Origin of the sequence: Bacillus haimaensis, assembly GCF_048270625.1 — a bacterium.
In the GTDB taxonomy this organism is placed as follows: Bacteria; Bacillota; Bacilli; order Bacillales; family Bacillaceae_I; genus Sutcliffiella_A; species Sutcliffiella_A haimaensis.
Window position 1 is genome coordinate 2607772 of sequence record NZ_CP158164.1, and the last position, 16136, is coordinate 2623907.

Consider the following 16136-nt stretch of genomic DNA (forward strand, 5'->3'; position numbering starts at 1 on the left):
GCTTACGCCTCCTTCCCTTCAAACAAGAAGCATCGTACTGAACGATTGCCTTCTTTCTTTTCAAGCGTCGGCACTTCATTGAAGCAACGGTCAAACGCTTGTGGGCAACGTGGTGCAAAACGGCAGCCTGGCGGCAGGTTCGTCGGTGGTGGTACATTCCCTTGAATGGACTCAAGTCTGGAAATATCTGCCTCGATGCTTGGAATTGAATTCATCAATCCTACTGTATATGGGTGCAAAGGTTCATCGAACAGGTCATCTACGGATGCTTCCTCCACTACCTGACCGCAATACATAACAACGACTCTATCAGCTATTTCTGACACAACCCCAAGGTCATGTGTAATTAATAGGATGCTAGTATCGAATTTATGGCTAAGATCTTTCATCAGGTCAAGGATCTGAGCCTGGATTGTAACATCCAAAGCTGTTGTAGGCTCGTCTGCAATGAGGAGCTTTGGATTACAGCTCATCGCCATTGCGACCATTACCCTTTGTCTCATCCCGCCGGAAAGTCGATGCGGATAGTCATTTATAATTTGCGCCGCTCTTGAGAATCCAACGAGCTCAAGCATTTCAATCGCTTTCTTCACAGCAGCTGTTTTAGACATTTTTTGATGAAGCATTAATACTTCTGTAATCTGTTCCCCGATGGTCAGTACGGGATTCAGGGAAGTCATCGGCTCCTGGAAAATCATTGAAATTTCATTTCCGCGCACCTTACAAAGCTGACTCTCAGTAAGCTTTGTTAGATCTTTTCCATCAAACAATATTTCTCCGCCTACTATCTTTCCTCCCGGGCTGGGTACCAGGCCCATAATAGATAGGGAAGTAATCGATTTACCTGATCCGGATTCACCAACCAGTGCGACAGTCTCTCCTTTCTTAATGGAGATATCTACACCGTCAACTGCTGGAATAGCTTGCTTTTTTCTAAAAAAGTGAGTCTGTAGGTTTCTCACTTCCAATAAAGCTGACATTTAGCCTTCACCATCCTTTTCTCTTTCGATGCATGGTCTGTTGATGCTACAGTAATCCACTTTGTAAATTCATTGTTAAAAATATTCGGTTAATTTTTAACGCAAATATTACAAAATTATTAAACTAACAATCTTTCGCCTGATTGATTGAAACTTTTTTGTAGGCTTTCCATGCTATTTATTACAGGATTGCTTCAATATAAGCTTGATATTATTCTGTAAAAACTAAATTATCGGAAAATAATTATCGTCTGTTTGTATATTATTACAGTTTCGTTACAGAATCAAGCTAATTTTGAAAATTAACTAAAAATTTTTTTAATTTGGACTTATAACAATCTTCTACAAAAACTGATTATATACAAAAAAATGCAAAAAAACTAGCTTTTTTTGCTAGTTTTTTAATATTTTTGCTATTTTTACACTATTCCTCAAAGAATTATATCTCTAATAGTTTTCGAACATCAGAAAGACTATTCTTCATCACGGCTGGATAGGTCCATTCCTTTTCCTCCAATAGGCGCTGAATCAAGTAATATCCCACGCAATATCCCACCATTTTGGGATAAAACCCTTTTCCATATAAAATTTTCATGTGCTCTCTTTCTTTTTTTATAAGATCTTTATTAGGCACTATATATCTCTCCAAGAATCTGTTCAGCTCTTTATCCGTGTAATACTTCGTCCAATTTGCTGTATATCTGTCTCCCAAACTGTATTTTACTGCACTCTCTGCTAAACCTTCTATTAATACCGACTCCACAAGGGTGTAATGGTCATCCTTCTTCCGATTGTTGGCCAATACGCAAATATGGTTATATTCATGTGTAAAAAGGGCCTTGAGTTCATTGTGTTCAATATCCTGGGGAAGAAACAGAAAAAGCTTATCCTTGAAAGCTACTCCTGATTTTCCTTTAAAGTCCCTTTTTATCTGGGGATTATGTTCATCAGACGGAAAAATGAAGATTGGTATGTCGGGACCATTCCACATTTTCTTCAATCGCTTCCATTCTTTGAATACTACGTTCCAGCAGTCAAGCTGAATCAGCTTCTCCACAGTTTCTTTTCCATTTTCAAGTGGTCTGTACATTCCATGCATGATCAGATATTCGTATAGTTCTCGTTCTGTAACATCCTCAAAGTATTTCAGAAGTTTTTTGGAAATGTTCAAGGGTTGATGGTAGTCTTCTTCCAGCCATCGATCCGTATGAATTATGCTCATTTTCTACAGCCCTTTTCTTCACTTTTTCCCATTGTATGTTGGAGAGGGGGAATTGGTGAGATGGGGAAGAACTATTCCAAACTCCCCTCATTTAACCAAAAAAAAGCACCAGCCCCCTGATTTCGGGTCTGGTGCTTCCAATATACATAGATTAGTTTTCGTACTTTTTGAATACTATCGTAGCGTTATGTCCGCCGAAGCCAAGTGAGTTGCTCATTGCTGCTTTGACCTCTTTTTTGCGCGCTTCGTTTGGAACATAGTCCAGGTCGCATTCAGGGTCTGGTGTTTCCATGTTGATGGTTGGAGGGATGATGGAGTTCTCGATCGCTTTGATTGTGAAGATCGCCTCCACTCCCCCTGCCGCTCCAAGCAGATGGCCAGTCATGGATTTAGTGGAGCTTATTGCAACGTTTTGCGCATGTTCTCCCATCACTTCCTTGATTGCCAATGTTTCGAATTTATCATTGTATTCGGTACTTGTACCATGGGCATTGATATAGTCGATTTCTTCAGGCTTAAGACCCGCATCGTTTATAGCCATTCTCATCGCACGGACGCCGCCTTCTCCGCCTGGAGCTGGTGCTGTAATGTGGTGAGCGTCACCAGTTGCCCCATATCCTACGATTTCTGCATAGATTCGGGCTCCACGTGCAAGGGCATGCTCGAGATCTTCAAGTACCAGGATACCCGCTCCCTCTCCCATTACAAAGCCGTCACGATTTAAATCAAATGGTCTGCTTGCTGTTTTCGGATCGGGATTTAAGGAAAGCGCCTTGGCGGAACTGAAGCCGGCAAAAGACATTTCCGTCAATGGAGCCTCTGTCCCTCCGGATATCATCACGTCTGCATCTCCACGCTGAATTACCTTAAATGCATCACCTATTGAATTCGTACCTGTCGCACAAGCGGTTACCGTACAGGAGTTTACACCCTTTGCCCCTAAGGCAATGGAGATCTGTCCAGTAGCCATGTCAGGAATCATCATAGGTACAAAGAAAGGACTGACACGGCGTGCGCCTTTTTCCAGAAATGTCTTATACTGAGTTTCAAATGTCTCCATTCCACCTATCCCGGAACCAACCCATACGCCGACTCTAGGTGCGATTTCTTCCGTGATCGTCAAGTTTGCATCCTTTACTGCCATGAGGGAAGCTGCAATGGCGTATTGTGTAAAACGGTCCATTTTGCGCGCTTCTTTTTTATCCATATAATCTTCAGGCTGGAAGTCATTGATTTCTGCAGCGACCTTCGCAGGGAATTTTTCACTGTCCACGCGTGTTAATGGTCCTACCCCTGATACACCCTTGATTGCATTTTCCCAAGCCTCATTAACATCTTTTCCTATTGGTGTCACCGCACCAAGACCTGTTACCACTACTCTTCTTTTTTGCATAAGAATATACTCCTTCCAACATCATGTCCAATTATGTTTATTATCTTCCCCATCTGATTGCGATTGCACCCCACGTCAATCCTCCACCAAATCCTACCATAACTATCAGGTCGTCGTCTTTTATTTTACCGTTTCCCAGCTCTTCCACAATGGAAATCGGGATGGATGCAGCAGAAGTGTTGCCATATTTATTAATCGTCATTGACATTTTTTCTTCCGGCAGCCCCAGCCGTTCCCTGGCCGCCTCCATGATCCGGATGTTTGCTTGGTGAGGAATGAGGAAATCGACATCCTCTCTCGTCAACCCAGCCTTCTCTAATACATTTACGGATGATTCCCCCATTTGTCGGACCGCAAATTTAAATACTTCACGGCCGTTCATGATAATTGTTTCATCCTGGTAAAGATGTTTCGCACCTGTTCCATCTGCGCCAAGTTCAAACGAGAGGATACCTCTACCTTCGGATACTGGCGAAATGACCGCGGCTCCGGCACCATCCCCGAAAAGCACTGCTGTGTTGCGATCTTCCCAGTCCACGATTTTGGATAGCTTTTCCACACCTACCACCAATACATTTTTATAGGTTCCAGCTTCCACAAATTGTTTGGCCGTAATGATGCCATACATGAAACCTGCACAAGCAGCGCTGATATCAAATGCGTTGGCTTTTTTGGCCCCAAGCCTCTCCTGGATCATACATGCAACAGAGGGGAAGGGATTATCCGGTGTCACTGTTGCCACGATAATCATTTCCACTTCTTCTGCAGTGATTCCTGCATCCTTCAACGCTTTTTCAGCGGCGTAAAAGGCCATATCGGAAGTATCCACTTCATCACTTGCTATTCTTCTTTCCTCTATTCCTGTTCTCGTCTTTATCCATTCGTCCGTTGTATCTACCATCTTTTCCAAATCAGCGTTTGTCAGTACCTTTTCAGGTACATATCTTCCGATTCCAACAATCCCTGCATTCATTGATATAACACCTAACTCTCTTTTAATATGGCTGAATATACTGTGATGGTGCAACACTCATGCGCCACCCTTAATCAGGCTGTTTTTATTATCAAATATTATGACTTGGTACTAATTTTAACTTATCTTTGGCTTCTTGACAATATATACTTGTCCCGTTTTCACTTCCCAACCTTGTAATAAGGCAAATGCCCAAGCCTTTTATTAGAGGATGCATACACTATTTTGACAACCCAGTAATATAATGAGGTGATTAAAATGAGTGAGGATCAGGCTAAAAGGGAAAAGGAGCATGTGGATGCAGACCCTTTTACAAGATTGATGTTCGGTCAGCCCAGGAAAAGTGAAAAGTTGGCAGAGCAACCCGAAGAAAGCAATCAGAAAAAGTTCGGAGAAGACTATTATGCGTTGATTGAGCAGGTTGACTCCATCATGGAATCGGTCAATAAATTAAAGCCGATGCTAAAAGAGTTTTCCCCTATCCTCGATTACTTTAAGAAGAAATAAAAAAAGGATGCCCTATTTTTTTCACATAGGGCCATCCTTTTTTATTCGATCTCTAAAGCATTCTCTTTTCCCAGCTCATAGGCATCGTCCATTACTTTAGTAAGCAGGGATATTAGCGGTTGGATGTGCTGGGGTTCAAGTGTCAGTCCTGTTTCATCCAGCATCTGTTTTGCTTCGGGTAAATATTTCATGGCGATTGCCATGTATTGCATCGTTCTATCCTGTTCCATTTATTCTTTCCCACTTTCTGTCTGATTAGGTAATAAGCCTGTTTCCTTATAATTCTTGATATGATCCAGTATGTCATCTTGATAATCCTCGCTGACAAGTGGACTGAAAGTGCCCAGGGAAATGACTCCATCCTCAAAGTCGAAATAGCTGTTGCCCGGCTCAAGCTCACCTGCCAGAAAACGCTTTGCCACCAATTCATATAAGGCGGGGACGTGCTGAACGGTACTTGTCAGTACAGTATTCTCCCCTAAATCCGATTGGTCGGATACAAATCCAATGGCAAAAAGCCCTCTATCCTTTAATGTGTTGATAACGGGAACATTGAACCCATCGCCGGCAGGATAGACAATGTCCACACCACTAGCCAGCATTTTTTCGAGCTTGGAATTGGCCAGTTCAGGATCATTCCAGTCCTGTGTATACTCTATGTAGACCGTTGCATCCGGATTTTCATAAAGGACACCTTCAAAAAAACCGTTTACTTCCGGCTGCCATTCAAAAGCTGCAATGATTCCTATATGATTGGATTTCGACATCTTTCCAGCAACCATACCACCAAAAAATCCCATTGCATTTGCTTTGAAATTCAGGCTTGTAACATTATCCCCGCTTACATCTGAATTAAAACAAACAAAGTGAATGTCTGGATATTCGTCACCTATTTCGCTGAACACTTTTGCATATTCACTTCCATGACCGAATATGAGATTGATTCCTTCATTTTCAAACTTTTTAACCGCTTTGATGATTTCCTCTTCCTTATGTATTCCTTCTTCATAAAAGACATCTACACCAAATTCCGACTGTATCCTTAAAAGGCCTTTATACCCTTTGGTTCCCCAAACTTGATCATCAATGGAGTCAGGTACGAGCAGTCCCACCTTCTGAAGCTTGGTTTCGGTATCAGGTTGTCCACATGCAGATAAAAAGAGAAAAACAAGAAGAATGAACCATATTGGCTTTTTCATGATGAAGCACCACCTTAGTTCCCGGAAAAAACTCCCATGTACTTGCTGATTTTTATTACTCTTATATTGTACCTCTCGGGATGCGAAAGGAAAAGTTAAAATTTCAGTTAATTGATACGCTTTCCATTAATGACTATCTATTTTCAACCTCTTGGCCGCGTGAATCCTCTGGATTGCCAATGCTTCCGTTACATTTAACGAAGCTTCCACATAGATCACCTCTGCCCCCTTTTCCCACTCATTATCTGGCTTTACTTCTGTATCCTTAAGGGAAATATCCAACTCATGAGCAAGAAGCTCCAAGGCTTTTTTGTCTTTATTAGCCAACCGTACAGTTCGGTTCTGAGTGTCATTTTCTTTTTCAGCAAGATTTATTAGCACTTCTGTAATATCATCAACAAAGAGAATATCCTGGTTTTCCATTTCCAGTTTGTCGCTTGAAGGCTTTCCTGTCAATTCATCCATTATCTTTCTCTGAATCGGTTCCTTATCAGGCTGCCACGGACCAAACAAAGCAGGATGGATCACCAATGTTGTTTGCATGCCCTCCAGATGCGTTTGCAGGAAGTTCCCTCTTTGAGCCATGTTTTGGGGAGCAACAATGAATACCTTTCGAGATAGATTGGACAAATAGGTAAACCTCTCTAGATATTCTTTTTCGAACAGTTCCCCAGCCTCTAGAAAAAAATAGGCAGCATCAAATTTTTCATCACCATTTAAGTTTCCCTTATCTACTTTGCCTTGAAACTGAAAGAAGGCATTCCGTCCAATTTCCATCAGTTTATCTTCCTCGAGGTCAAACTTCTTTTCGTGAAGTTCCACCCCGTACACTTCCACTTCTCTCCGTATCAGCTTCTGACATAGTGAGAAGCCGACAAAACTTGTTGCACCTGCGACTATTGCATTCTTCATCATGCTTCACTCCAACCAATAGTTTAATACTGTATCGTATGCATTTGGCCATAATAATAGTCCCTATCGATGGATAATCGGATAGGGACTTTCTATAAATGCTGTTCAAATTTTTTAAAAAATTGGCAGATGGAACCTCCATATGCATAACGCTTTTCCACTAGATGATAGGTTACTGTAATCGGAAACCCGCTCTTTTGTCTGAGTTCTTCGTATCTTTTACAATGAAGGTTTGGGTCATAGCTAATATTGGTGGTTGTTTGCCAAATTTTCACCGGCAGGGAAATTAACAATTGTTCTAATCCCGGAAAGTCAGTAAAGTTCTTGAGCTCATCCACAGATACATCGTATGCCATAGCCAGTTCCTTTTGCAGCTTTTTATAAAAGAACTTCCTATCTTTTTCCTGTTCCATCTGGGCGCTGAGATCAATGCAAGGATTGATAAGTGCGATCGATCGGATCTGCTCTTTCAACATTTCCGCCAATTGCAGCGCAGTGAGCGCTCCCATTCCTTCGGCCAGAATATGAATCTTATCATTCAGAATTTCCTGCTTCTGAATAATATGATATAGCTGCCTAGCAAGCAGGACGGATCTCGAACTCCCCCAGTGCATCCCATATAAGTTGGAGTAGAAAACGGTATATCCAGCCCTAACGATTTCATCTATAATACGTTTTCTTCCGATATGCTGGATCCATAGGCTGTTATGGTCATCAACGAAGTGATTGGTATCACCGATTATCAATACACCAAAGCCATTTGGTTTTTCCGGCACATGAACAGCATTCCATTGTCCGCCCATTTGAAAAAAGCGTTGATTTTCTTCCATTTTCCTCACCCAGCCTCCGGATTACAAACTTGTATAGAATATGCTATGTAAAAGAATCCTGCTCTGTTAAAGGCAAAAGGCTTAATTTTACTAAAAATAAAAAGGAAAGATTAGCTTGATCTTCCCTTTTGGCTCTTTTCGCATAAATTGTTGCTTTTGACGTATTCAAAGTTAACACGTTATTTTACTAGTCCTCGTGCTCTTTTCTGTGTAGTAGATTCTTTATCACTTTGAATAATATGTGGAGAAATGCTGTAAAAAATCCAAGTGCCGATTTTCTACGGGCATAAAGCAACAAACTTTAAGAAAAGAGCTTCCCTTTTTCATTCAGATCCATATTGAAGCTCTTGCTTAAGCCTATGCAAGGTTTCTATTCCTAGCTCAGTCAAATTGCTCTGTTCCTGGGATAGGAGCATCTCAAGTTCCTGCATCTTTTCTTCACTATTCATAAATATTCAACCCCTTTTTCTACAAGCTTAAACATTTTACATTTATTATATGCGCTGGTTGTGGTAAAATATCCGATGGATACACAAAAGCTGCGCACCTGGCTTCTAAGAGGTGTTGAACAAACATATTTAATGCTTTATCTATCAAAAGAGAATGGAGGGGAAGTCAAGATGCGAGTATTCTGGACTGTTTTCTGGTCACTTCTTCTGATAAACATGCTTTCATATGTTGTTGCAAACATGGTGGGTGATACATATAATTACATGTTAGCTTCAACTGTTGCTATCGTCTTTTCCGTAATTGTTATGCTAATTGGGGAAGCGCTGCCAAACGAGCCTGTTGAAAAACACTAATAATCACGTTAGAAAAGAACTTGGCCTTCTGGGACAAGTTCTTTTTCTGTTTTATTAGAAAAACACATTAAATGTAGCCGTTGATTTCCGCTTCGGCCACTTGCTTTCCGTCGGGGACGGATGGGAGCCTCCTCGGCTTTGCCTGTGGGGTCTCCCATGCCCTATACTCTCCCGCAGGAGTCAAGTGTCCTCCGCTACAATCAACTCAGTTGGAAAACATTATTTGCTATTGAAACGAAAAATAAAGATAAAACGCAATTTCTGTACATTTAGTAAGGCAAATTTATTACTATAAGTCACCCCTGTTGGTTGGAGTGCAAGGCGTGAGACTCCTGCGGGAGCAGCGTGTCAAGGGAGACCCCGCAGGCGCAAAGCGCCGAGGAGGCTCCCGAGGCCGCCTTAGGATAAGCGAATGCCTGGAACGGAGACCAACAGGGTGTTTAATGTTGACATCTTATCTTTAGCCCAGCCCTATTTTTATAGGAACAATCTTTACGAAGTGGCCTATCTATATTAATTATTTGCCGCGATTTCCAATTTTCCTGCTTGTAGGTCAATAATAATTTCTTGAAAATCCTGGATGGACCCTTTGATGATTTCTTTTGCTATCAGCGTTTCGATATGTTTCTGGATAAAACGCTTCAGGGGGCGTGCGCCGAAAACAGGATCAAAAGCACGGTCAGCGATATGCCGTTTTGCTTCTTCTGTAATCTTAAGTTGAAGGTGCTTGCTTTCGAGCCTTTTTTGCAATTCGTTGATCAGCTTTTCCACAATCAGCCCGATATCATTTTTGGATAGCGGTGAAAAGATGACTGTATCATCGATCCGGTTCAATAATTCCGGTCGGAAATGAGCTTTCAATTGCTGCATTACCCTTTCCTTCGTTTCTTCCGTAATCTCCCCCTCAAGAAGAAAATGCGATCCTATGTTGGAGGTCATAATGATGACAGTATTTTTAAAATCCACCGTTTTCCCTTGGGAGTCGGTTATTCTCCCGTCGTCCAAGAGCTGCAAAAGGATATTGAAAACATCTGGATGAGCCTTTTCAATTTCATCAAGCAATACCACGGAATACGGTTTTCTCCTCACTGCTTCAGTCAGCTGGCCGCCTTCGTCATAGCCGACATAACCGGGAGGTGCCCCGATAAGCCTGGAAACAGCATGCTTTTCCATATACTCGGACATGTCCATCCGGATGATATGGCTCTCATCGTCAAACAACGACTGTGCCAATGCTTTTGCCAATTCAGTTTTCCCAACACCTGTCGGACCTAGAAAAATAAAGGAACCGATGGGACGGTTCGGGTCTTTTATCCCTGCCCTTGCACGAAGGACAGCTTCTGAAACAAGCTGTACCGCTTCTTCCTGGCCAACTACCCGTTTATGAAGAATATCCTCGAGCTTCAATAGCTTTTCACGTTCTCCTTCAACAAGCTTCGTAACTGGGATGCCGGTCCATTTTGCCACTATCCCTGCTATTTCATCCTCTGTCACTTCTTCTCTAAGCAGGGAATGTGCCCCTTTTTCCGCCTTCGCCTGGCCTTCAAGCTGTATCAGTTCTTTTTCAAGAGCAGGAATCTTCCCGTGGCGGAGTTCTGCCGCTTTATTCAAATCATAGTTGCTTTCCGCAGCTTCCAGATCCCTTTTCGCCTTTTCCAGTTCTTCGCGTTTTTTCCTTATATGCCCAATGGCATCCTTCTCCTGTTGCCATTGCATTTTCATTCCGGATGACCTTTCCTTCAGATTCGCCAGCTCTTTTTGCAGAAGCTGCAGCCTATCCAAGCTCGCCTGATCCTTTTCTTTTTTGAGGGCCGCCTCTTCGATCTCAAGTTGCATCACTTTTCTTGTTACTTCATCAAGTTCAGATGGCATTGAGTCAATTTCAGTCCGGATCATGGCACATGCTTCATCAACAAGGTCAATGGCTTTATCCGGTAAAAACCGTTCGGAGATATAGCGGTCGGAAAGTACGGCAGCCGACACTATTGCCCGATCATGGATATTAACCCCGTGGTGGATTTCAAACCTCTCCTTAAGTCCTCGTAAAATTGATATAGTATCCTCAACAGTAGGCTCTTCCACAAGGACCTGTTGGAAACGGCGTTCCAATGCTGGATCCTTTTCAATGTATTGACGATGCTCATTCAATGTCGTGGCACCGATGCAATGCAACTCCCCACGAGCAAGCATCGGTTTAAGCATATTGCCTGCATCCATGGCACCTTCCGTTTTTCCGGCTCCGACAATGGTATGGAGTTCATCAATGAACAGGAGGATCTGACCGTCACTTTTCTTGATCTCCGAAAGCACCGCCTTCAATCTTTCCTCGAATTCCCCGCGGTATTTAGCTCCAGCGACCAAGGAACTCAAGTCGAGAGAGAAGATCGTCTTATCCTTCAATCCATCTGGAACATCCCTTCTGACAATTCGTTGAGCCAAGCCTTCCACTATGGCTGTTTTCCCAACTCCAGGCTCACCGATCAGTACAGGATTGTTTTTGGTTTTTCTGGACAGTATCCTGATGACCCTGCGAATTTCCTGATCGCGGCCGATGACCGGATCAACCTTTCCCGCTTTTACTTCCTCAATCAAATCTCTACCATATTTTTTTAATGCCTCATATGTATTTTCCGGTTCTTGTGATGTCACTTTTTGGCTCCCCCTTATCTCTAAAATAACTTTCTCCAGCTTTGCTACCGTAACTGAAAATTTTCTCGAGAGTTCCTGCCATTGCATATGTTGGTAAGTTGGATCGAATAGCCCCAATAGGACATGTTCGACTGACAGATACTCATCCTGCCATTTCCCTTTCCACTCTTCCGCTTTCTGAAATACTTTTTGCAGGCTTTTTCCTAAATACACGTCTGTAGTACCGCTTATTTCTGGTTTGCTCTTCAAAAGGTTTTTCATTTCGGTTATCAGCAAGGGTACATCTATGTTTAATTTTGAAAGAATTCTTTTTCCTAACCCATCTTCCTGTTGCAGCAATGCAAGTAACACATGCTCTGACTCCACCTGCTGGTGATTCATGCTTACCGCCAAATCTTTTGCCTGAATAATTGCTTCCTGCAGTTTGGTCGTCATGCTTTGAATGTCCACTAATCAACACCTACCCTCGGTTTGACCTTTTTTGACCTTTGTGCATTTATTATAATCCAAAAAACGCCACCTCTGCAAGAAAGGTGACGTTTTAACCTATGGTCTACGCTTTTTAGCCCACAGTCGGTTATGATTGGCAGTCTCCGGAAAAGTATCCCCCGCTTTAAGATTGATTTTCTGCGGGTTTTTCACCATACTTCCCGTTTCCCCTATTTCCAAGTATATTCCATTGTTCGGAGCTTTCTGTCCAGGTCTGAATTGATGATTTTGTCCCATTCCGATTCCCTCCTATAAAAAGAGCCATGTCTATTCACTTCAGGTAAATGGGGTTACATGAGATAACCTATCTCGTTTCTATTTTTCCCAAAGTCCAGATTTTCATGTCATCATTCCACTTAGAGGAGAAGGGATTTTAGGCAATGGTCAGGACTTCATATTCCGCTGCCAGTTCAATAAAGTGAGCCATTCCACTGATTTCCCCACTTATTAACTGCTCTTCCACCTTGTAGTGGTCCACACATGTTTTACATGCGTAGACAGGAACACCAGATTCATGGATCTCCTTCAGATGCACGGAAACAAGGGATTGCTCCGTAAGGGTAAACACTCCTGTATTCATCAGAAAAATGGCTTCAGGCTTTTCATCTCTTTGTTTAATAAGGGTGAAAAAAGTTTCGAGAACACCTTCCCCAAGGGCCTCGTCCCCTTTTCCCAATTGATTGGAACTGACTAGGATCACTTTGTTTTTCATGTTTGTTCCTCCCTCTCCAATTTTTTATGTAGATTAATCGGTCACATTCAAGGCGATTTTCGCAAGACGTGACATTCGCTCTTTTCCCCAAGGCGGATTAAAGGTGATGTTTACATCCACTTCATTGACGTCTTCCATTGGTGATAGCTTATTTTTTACTTGCTCCACAATTTCTCCTGCAAGGGGACATCCGATGGAGGTTAAGGTCATTGTGATCAATACATTTTGCTGTTCATCCATTTCTACATCATAGACAAGACCCAAATTGACGATGTCTACGCCAAGCTCAGGATCCTCCACTTCTTCCAGCGCTTCCATTATTTTATCTTTCAATTGTTCATTCATCAAAAAAGCTCCTCCACTATTTATTTTGCAATTGGCTTTCCATCTTACTTCCCATATGGAGAGAAAACCAATCCACTGCAGCAATAACACCTTTACGGGACACCTTATGATCTGCTTGTTCATCAATAATCAGGCTGATATTTTCCGGTTTATTCTTATAATAACCTCTTAAAGTTTTTACAAACCCGATTACAGGTTCAGCTGGTACTTCCTGATCCTGTGAGCCGTGCCAGCACAGGACCGGACGTTCATTCATTTTTCCAGGTTCAAGCGACAGATCATACGCTTCAAGTTTATCCACATAGTGCTTTATCTGCTCTTCATCAAACGGTAATGTAAAGCCCATTTCTATCACTTGATCAATTTTCCATTTGGCAAATTCCTGATAGCTTGGACATCCCATCAGGCTCACCGCAGCTTTAATCCATGGATATTTTTTCAATGCCCCAAAGGTAATGATCGCCCCCATCGAGGTACCTGCTACACCAATTTCATCTTCCATGGACAAACGCTCGTTTATCAAATGATTTTTCAGTATTTCCAGCTCATGGATGGACTGTATCACAACCTCCCAAAAGGATTGAGTCAATTCAAGAGACGATAGACCGCTATCCCGATCACCATGATGGATACAATCCGGCAAAATGACACGGAAGCCCTTTTCCGCCAACAGATAGGCATAGTGCAGATTGTTTTCTTTGGCACTTTTAAAGCCATGGAAAAAGATGACGGTCGGTTTTGGTTCATCTGCTGATAAAGCTTCACATATATGTAAAAATGAAACGGCTCCTGTTTTTCCTTTGGTTACATGTATCAATTTACTTTCCCCCCTAAGGATCCAACTTATCTTTTATCTAATAAGTGTAACATGTAGACAGTTAAAATTGAAAAAGGTTACACTTGGAATAGGAAAGTTTGAACAGGAAACTTTAAAAGGAGTTTGATCTCGTTGGAAAAACATTTAATAGCAGTCGATTTAGATGGAACATTATTAACCGACGATAAAAAAATATCAGCCCGGAATAAACTTGCCCTTCAAAAAGCGCGTGAACAGGGCCATGAAGTGGTCATCGCTACAGGTCGTCCCTATCGTGCAAGCTCCATGTACTATGAAGAATTGGGACTGACCACACCCATCGTCAACTTTAACGGTGCCTTTGTGCATTTTCCCGGAAACGATGATTGGGGTGTATATCATGAGCCTCTTGACCTTTCAACCGTAAGGGAAATCATTGAAGTCAGTGAAAAATATCAAATACATAATATCCTGGCGGAAGTGATCGATGATGTATATTTTCACTTTCATGATGAAAAACTGTTGGACATTTTCGGCTTTGGTGATCCTAAAATGGAAACCGGAGATCTGCGTCAGGTACTGAAAAAGGATCCCACATGTATTTTGATCCATGCAAGCGAAAGTGAAGTAGCAAAAATCAGGAAATACCTGACAGAGGTCCACGCAGAAGTGATTGACCACCGACGCTGGGCTGCACCGTGGCATGTCATTGAAATTGTACGAACCGGTATGAGTAAAGCGGTGGGACTGAAACGGATATCCGACTATTATAATATTCCCAAGAATAACATCATTGCTTTCGGAGATGAAGACAATGACTATGAAATGATTGAATTCGCCGGCATGGGGGTCGCAATGGGAAATGCGATTGACGGCCTTAAAGGGAAAGCAAAGGAAACTACCCTTTCCAACCAGGAGGACGGCATAGCCGTTTTTCTCGAAAAATACCTGAAGCTATAATCCTGCCAATTATTTGTCCAAATAAATTTGCCCGATTGTCTCACACTATATAGTGGACGCTTGTTGTCCTATATGAAAAGGGGGGCTTTCATAATGGGTAGAAGCAGCAAATCCAAACGTTTTGTACAACAAGGCAAGAACTCTGTGCAGCAGCATGATCAGCAAATCCCGTACCATCTGACAATGGAGCAAGCTGAGGAACGCAAAGCCCACAAGGCAGAACAGAACTCGCTTGGAGGGTTTTAGATTATGAGCAATCAGCTTTTTCAATCAGCACGTGAGGCAGTCATGAATGCGGAAAAAGCCCACATGCATTCTTCATTCGTACAAAATGAAATAGATGTTGCAAAGAATGCATTATCCTCCGCCTTTGCAAACACCACCGAGGCAGAACAACGCCAGCTTCGGGAACTGCAGGACCGTTTGCAATCATTAGAAGGTAAGTAAAAAACAGCGCAGCCCCTCTCGGAGGCTGCGCTGTTTTTTGTTCTCAGTCCTTGCGGAAAAATCCAAAGATACCCGCTGTCTGGACGATATTGGTGAAAGCATTGGGATCAGCATCCTTGATGATGCGTTCCAAGTCATACATTTCATACCGGGTAATGACAATCATCAGCATTTCCTTGTCTTCGCCAGTAAATGCACCCTTAGCAGGGACAGATGTAATTCCACGAACCATTTTTGCATGGATCGCATCCTTGACATCCTTGCCTTTTTTTGTGACAATCATGGCCGTCAATTTCTCATGGCGTGTATGAATCGCATCAATGACCCTTGTTGATGCATAAAGCGTCACAAGTGTATAGAGCGCTTTTTCCCAGCCGAACACAAGTCCCGCTGTGATAATGATCACGGCATTCAATGCGAAAAAATAGGTTCCAACAGGCTTGTCCTTCATTCGTGAAAGGATCATGGCGATAATATCCAAGCCTCCTGTAGAAGCCCCCCACTTCAGAGTTAACCCAACCCCGACTGCAGCAATGACTCCACCAAATACTGCATTGAGAAGAATATCATCATTCACCTTATAGATAGGGACAATCTCTAGAAACAGGGACATCAAGAATACACTTAAGAAACTATAAATGGTAAAAGAACGACCTACTTTTTTCCATGCTAATATTGTCACCGGGATATTTAATAGAAACAACGAAATACCTGTGGAAATGGTAAACGGAAAATAATCCTCGGATATCCGGAATATCAGCTGCGACACCCCTGTAAAACCACTTGCGTACACATCTGCGGGTATTAAGAAAAAATTCATTGCGATGGCATTCAAAAATGCCCCGATTAATACGATCAATACTTTTTTCACATGTTGCTGCATCATCATATGACTAAATAACCTCCTAACCAACCTACT

The 16136-nt window shown here is 42.3% G+C and carries 20 protein-coding genes; 5 read left to right on the top strand and 15 right to left on the bottom strand.

Going from position 1 to position 16136, the window contains the following annotated elements:
• Positions 1-2 precede the first annotated feature (2 nt).
• The 4 genes from ABN702_RS13300 to ABN702_RS13315 all read right to left on the bottom strand — a co-directional run bounded on the left by ABN702_RS13300 (position 3) and on the right by ABN702_RS13315 (position 4568).
• A complete protein-coding gene (locus tag ABN702_RS13300; RefSeq protein ID WP_417897318.1) occupies positions 3-980 on the bottom strand; it encodes an ABC transporter ATP-binding protein in 978 nt (325 codons plus the stop codon).
• A 439-nt stretch (positions 981-1419) separates the two neighbouring features.
• Entirely contained in the window at positions 1420-2202 is a 783-nt protein-coding gene (locus tag ABN702_RS13305) for a DUF2268 domain-containing protein (protein WP_417897319.1), read from the bottom strand.
• 151 nt (positions 2203-2353) lie between these two features.
• Positions 2354-3595 carry a beta-ketoacyl-ACP synthase II gene (gene fabF, locus ABN702_RS13310; protein WP_417897320.1) on the bottom strand — a complete coding sequence of 414 codons (1242 nt, stop codon included), beginning with the start codon at positions 3593-3595 and terminating at the stop codon, positions 2354-2356.
• Between the two features lie 40 nt (positions 3596-3635).
• Positions 3636-4568, bottom strand: coding sequence for a beta-ketoacyl-ACP synthase III (locus ABN702_RS13315; RefSeq protein WP_417897321.1), 933 nt, complete (start codon positions 4566-4568; stop codon positions 3636-3638).
• A 258-nt stretch (positions 4569-4826) separates the two neighbouring features.
• Between ABN702_RS13315 and ABN702_RS13320 the strand changes: the two genes are divergently transcribed.
• Positions 4827-5075, top strand: a complete 249-nt coding sequence (locus tag ABN702_RS13320; protein WP_417897322.1) for a hypothetical protein — start codon at positions 4827-4829, stop codon at positions 5073-5075.
• A 41-nt stretch (positions 5076-5116) separates the two neighbouring features.
• Here the strand turns inward: ABN702_RS13320 and ABN702_RS13325 are convergent, their stop codons facing one another.
• The 5 genes from ABN702_RS13325 to ABN702_RS13345 all read right to left on the bottom strand — a co-directional run bounded on the left by ABN702_RS13325 (position 5117) and on the right by ABN702_RS13345 (position 8465).
• Positions 5117-5305, bottom strand: a complete 189-nt coding sequence (locus tag ABN702_RS13325) for a ComZ family protein (protein WP_417897323.1) — start codon at positions 5303-5305, stop codon at positions 5117-5119.
• The gene (locus ABN702_RS13330) at positions 5306-6274 is read right to left on the bottom strand and encodes a BMP family ABC transporter substrate-binding protein (protein WP_417897324.1); all 969 of its coding nucleotides are present in this window, start codon (positions 6272-6274) and stop codon (positions 5306-5308) included.
• Between the two features lie 126 nt (positions 6275-6400).
• On the bottom strand, positions 6401-7189 hold the full coding sequence (locus tag ABN702_RS13335; RefSeq protein WP_417897325.1) for a hypothetical protein: 789 nt from the start codon (positions 7187-7189) through the stop codon (positions 6401-6403).
• Positions 7190-7278: 89 nt separating this feature from the next.
• Positions 7279-8016, bottom strand: a complete 738-nt coding sequence (locus ABN702_RS13340) for an alpha/beta fold hydrolase (RefSeq protein WP_417897326.1) — start codon at positions 8014-8016, stop codon at positions 7279-7281.
• Positions 8017-8339: 323 nt separating this feature from the next.
• Entirely contained in the window at positions 8340-8465 is a 126-nt protein-coding gene (locus tag ABN702_RS13345) for a hypothetical protein (RefSeq protein ID WP_386641598.1), read from the bottom strand.
• Positions 8466-8636: 171 nt separating this feature from the next.
• Here ABN702_RS13345 and ABN702_RS13350 point away from each other — a divergent pair, with 171 nt between their 5' ends.
• On the top strand, positions 8637-8819 hold the full coding sequence (locus ABN702_RS13350; RefSeq protein WP_204416588.1) for a YjzD family protein: 183 nt from the start codon (positions 8637-8639) through the stop codon (positions 8817-8819).
• 513 nt (positions 8820-9332) lie between these two features.
• Here the strand turns inward: ABN702_RS13350 and clpB are convergent.
• The 5 genes from clpB to ABN702_RS13375 all read right to left on the bottom strand — a co-directional run bounded on the left by clpB (position 9333) and on the right by ABN702_RS13375 (position 13831).
• Positions 9333-11918, bottom strand: coding sequence for an ATP-dependent chaperone ClpB (gene clpB, locus ABN702_RS13355; protein ID WP_417897327.1), 2586 nt, complete (start codon positions 11916-11918; stop codon positions 9333-9335).
• A gap of 96 nt (positions 11919-12014) precedes the next feature.
• Entirely contained in the window at positions 12015-12194 is a 180-nt protein-coding gene (locus tag ABN702_RS13360) for a YjzC family protein (protein WP_386641589.1), read from the bottom strand.
• Between the two features lie 136 nt (positions 12195-12330).
• A complete protein-coding gene (locus tag ABN702_RS13365) occupies positions 12331-12669 on the bottom strand; it encodes a DsrE family protein (RefSeq protein WP_417897328.1) in 339 nt (112 codons plus the stop codon).
• Positions 12670-12702: 33 nt separating this feature from the next.
• Complete coding sequence (locus ABN702_RS13370) at positions 12703-13014, bottom strand: metal-sulfur cluster assembly factor (protein ID WP_417900901.1); 312 nt, start codon at positions 13012-13014, stop codon at positions 12703-12705.
• A 16-nt stretch (positions 13015-13030) separates the two neighbouring features.
• A complete protein-coding gene (locus tag ABN702_RS13375) occupies positions 13031-13831 on the bottom strand; it encodes a prolyl oligopeptidase family serine peptidase (protein WP_417897329.1) in 801 nt (266 codons plus the stop codon).
• A 132-nt stretch (positions 13832-13963) separates the two neighbouring features.
• On the opposite strand from ABN702_RS13375, the gene ABN702_RS13380 reads away from it, so the two are divergent.
• From ABN702_RS13380 to ABN702_RS13390, 3 genes are all read left to right on the top strand, one after another.
• Positions 13964-14770, top strand: coding sequence for a Cof-type HAD-IIB family hydrolase (locus ABN702_RS13380; RefSeq protein WP_417897330.1), 807 nt, complete (start codon positions 13964-13966; stop codon positions 14768-14770).
• A 93-nt stretch (positions 14771-14863) separates the two neighbouring features.
• Positions 14864-15016 carry a hypothetical protein gene (locus ABN702_RS13385; protein ID WP_386641577.1) on the top strand — a complete coding sequence of 51 codons (153 nt, stop codon included), beginning with the start codon at positions 14864-14866 and terminating at the stop codon, positions 15014-15016.
• A gap of 3 nt (positions 15017-15019) precedes the next feature.
• A complete protein-coding gene (locus tag ABN702_RS13390; RefSeq protein ID WP_417897331.1) occupies positions 15020-15217 on the top strand; it encodes a DUF3813 domain-containing protein in 198 nt (65 codons plus the stop codon).
• Positions 15218-15260: 43 nt separating this feature from the next.
• On the opposite strand, the gene ABN702_RS13395 is transcribed toward ABN702_RS13390, so the two are convergent.
• Positions 15261-16106, bottom strand: a complete 846-nt coding sequence (locus tag ABN702_RS13395; RefSeq protein ID WP_386641571.1) for a YitT family protein — start codon at positions 16104-16106, stop codon at positions 15261-15263.
• Between the last annotated feature and the right edge of the window lie 30 nt (positions 16107-16136).

Excerpts from the sequence above, each read along its gene's own strand:
- ABN702_RS13300 (WP_417897318.1), bottom strand. The coding sequence starts at position 980 with ATGTCAGCTTTATTGGAAGTGAGAAACCTACAGACTCACTTTTTTAGA.
- ABN702_RS13305 (WP_417897319.1), bottom strand. The coding sequence starts at position 2,202 with ATGAGCATAATTCATACGGATCGATGGCTGGAAGAAGACTACCATCAA.
- fabF (WP_417897320.1), bottom strand. The coding sequence starts at position 3,595 with ATGCAAAAAAGAAGAGTAGTGGTAACAGGTCTTGGTGCGGTGACACCA.
- ABN702_RS13315 (WP_417897321.1), bottom strand. The coding sequence starts at position 4,568 with ATGAATGCAGGGATTGTTGGAATCGGAAGATATGTACCTGAAAAGGTA.
- ABN702_RS13320 (WP_417897322.1), top strand. The coding sequence starts at position 4,827 with ATGAGTGAGGATCAGGCTAAAAGGGAAAAGGAGCATGTGGATGCAGAC.
- ABN702_RS13325 (WP_417897323.1), bottom strand. The coding sequence starts at position 5,305 with ATGGAACAGGATAGAACGATGCAATACATGGCAATCGCCATGAAATAT.
- ABN702_RS13330 (WP_417897324.1), bottom strand. The coding sequence starts at position 6,274 with ATGAAAAAGCCAATATGGTTCATTCTTCTTGTTTTTCTCTTTTTATCT.
- ABN702_RS13335 (WP_417897325.1), bottom strand. The coding sequence starts at position 7,189 with ATGATGAAGAATGCAATAGTCGCAGGTGCAACAAGTTTTGTCGGCTTC.
- ABN702_RS13340 (WP_417897326.1), bottom strand. The coding sequence starts at position 8,016 with ATGGAAGAAAATCAACGCTTTTTTCAAATGGGCGGACAATGGAATGCT.
- ABN702_RS13345 (WP_386641598.1), bottom strand. The coding sequence starts at position 8,465 with ATGAATAGTGAAGAAAAGATGCAGGAACTTGAGATGCTCCTATCCCAG.
- ABN702_RS13350 (WP_204416588.1), top strand. The coding sequence starts at position 8,637 with ATGCGAGTATTCTGGACTGTTTTCTGGTCACTTCTTCTGATAAACATG.
- ABN702_RS13360 (WP_386641589.1), bottom strand. The coding sequence starts at position 12,194 with ATGGGACAAAATCATCAATTCAGACCTGGACAGAAAGCTCCGAACAAT.
- ABN702_RS13365 (WP_417897328.1), bottom strand. The coding sequence starts at position 12,669 with ATGAAAAACAAAGTGATCCTAGTCAGTTCCAATCAATTGGGAAAAGGG.
- ABN702_RS13370 (WP_417900901.1), bottom strand. The coding sequence starts at position 13,014 with ATGAATGAACAATTGAAAGATAAAATAATGGAAGCGCTGGAAGAAGTG.
- ABN702_RS13385 (WP_386641577.1), top strand. The coding sequence starts at position 14,864 with ATGGGTAGAAGCAGCAAATCCAAACGTTTTGTACAACAAGGCAAGAAC.
- ABN702_RS13390 (WP_417897331.1), top strand. The coding sequence starts at position 15,020 with ATGAGCAATCAGCTTTTTCAATCAGCACGTGAGGCAGTCATGAATGCG.
- ABN702_RS13395 (WP_386641571.1), bottom strand. The coding sequence starts at position 16,106 with ATGATGATGCAGCAACATGTGAAAAAAGTATTGATCGTATTAATCGGG.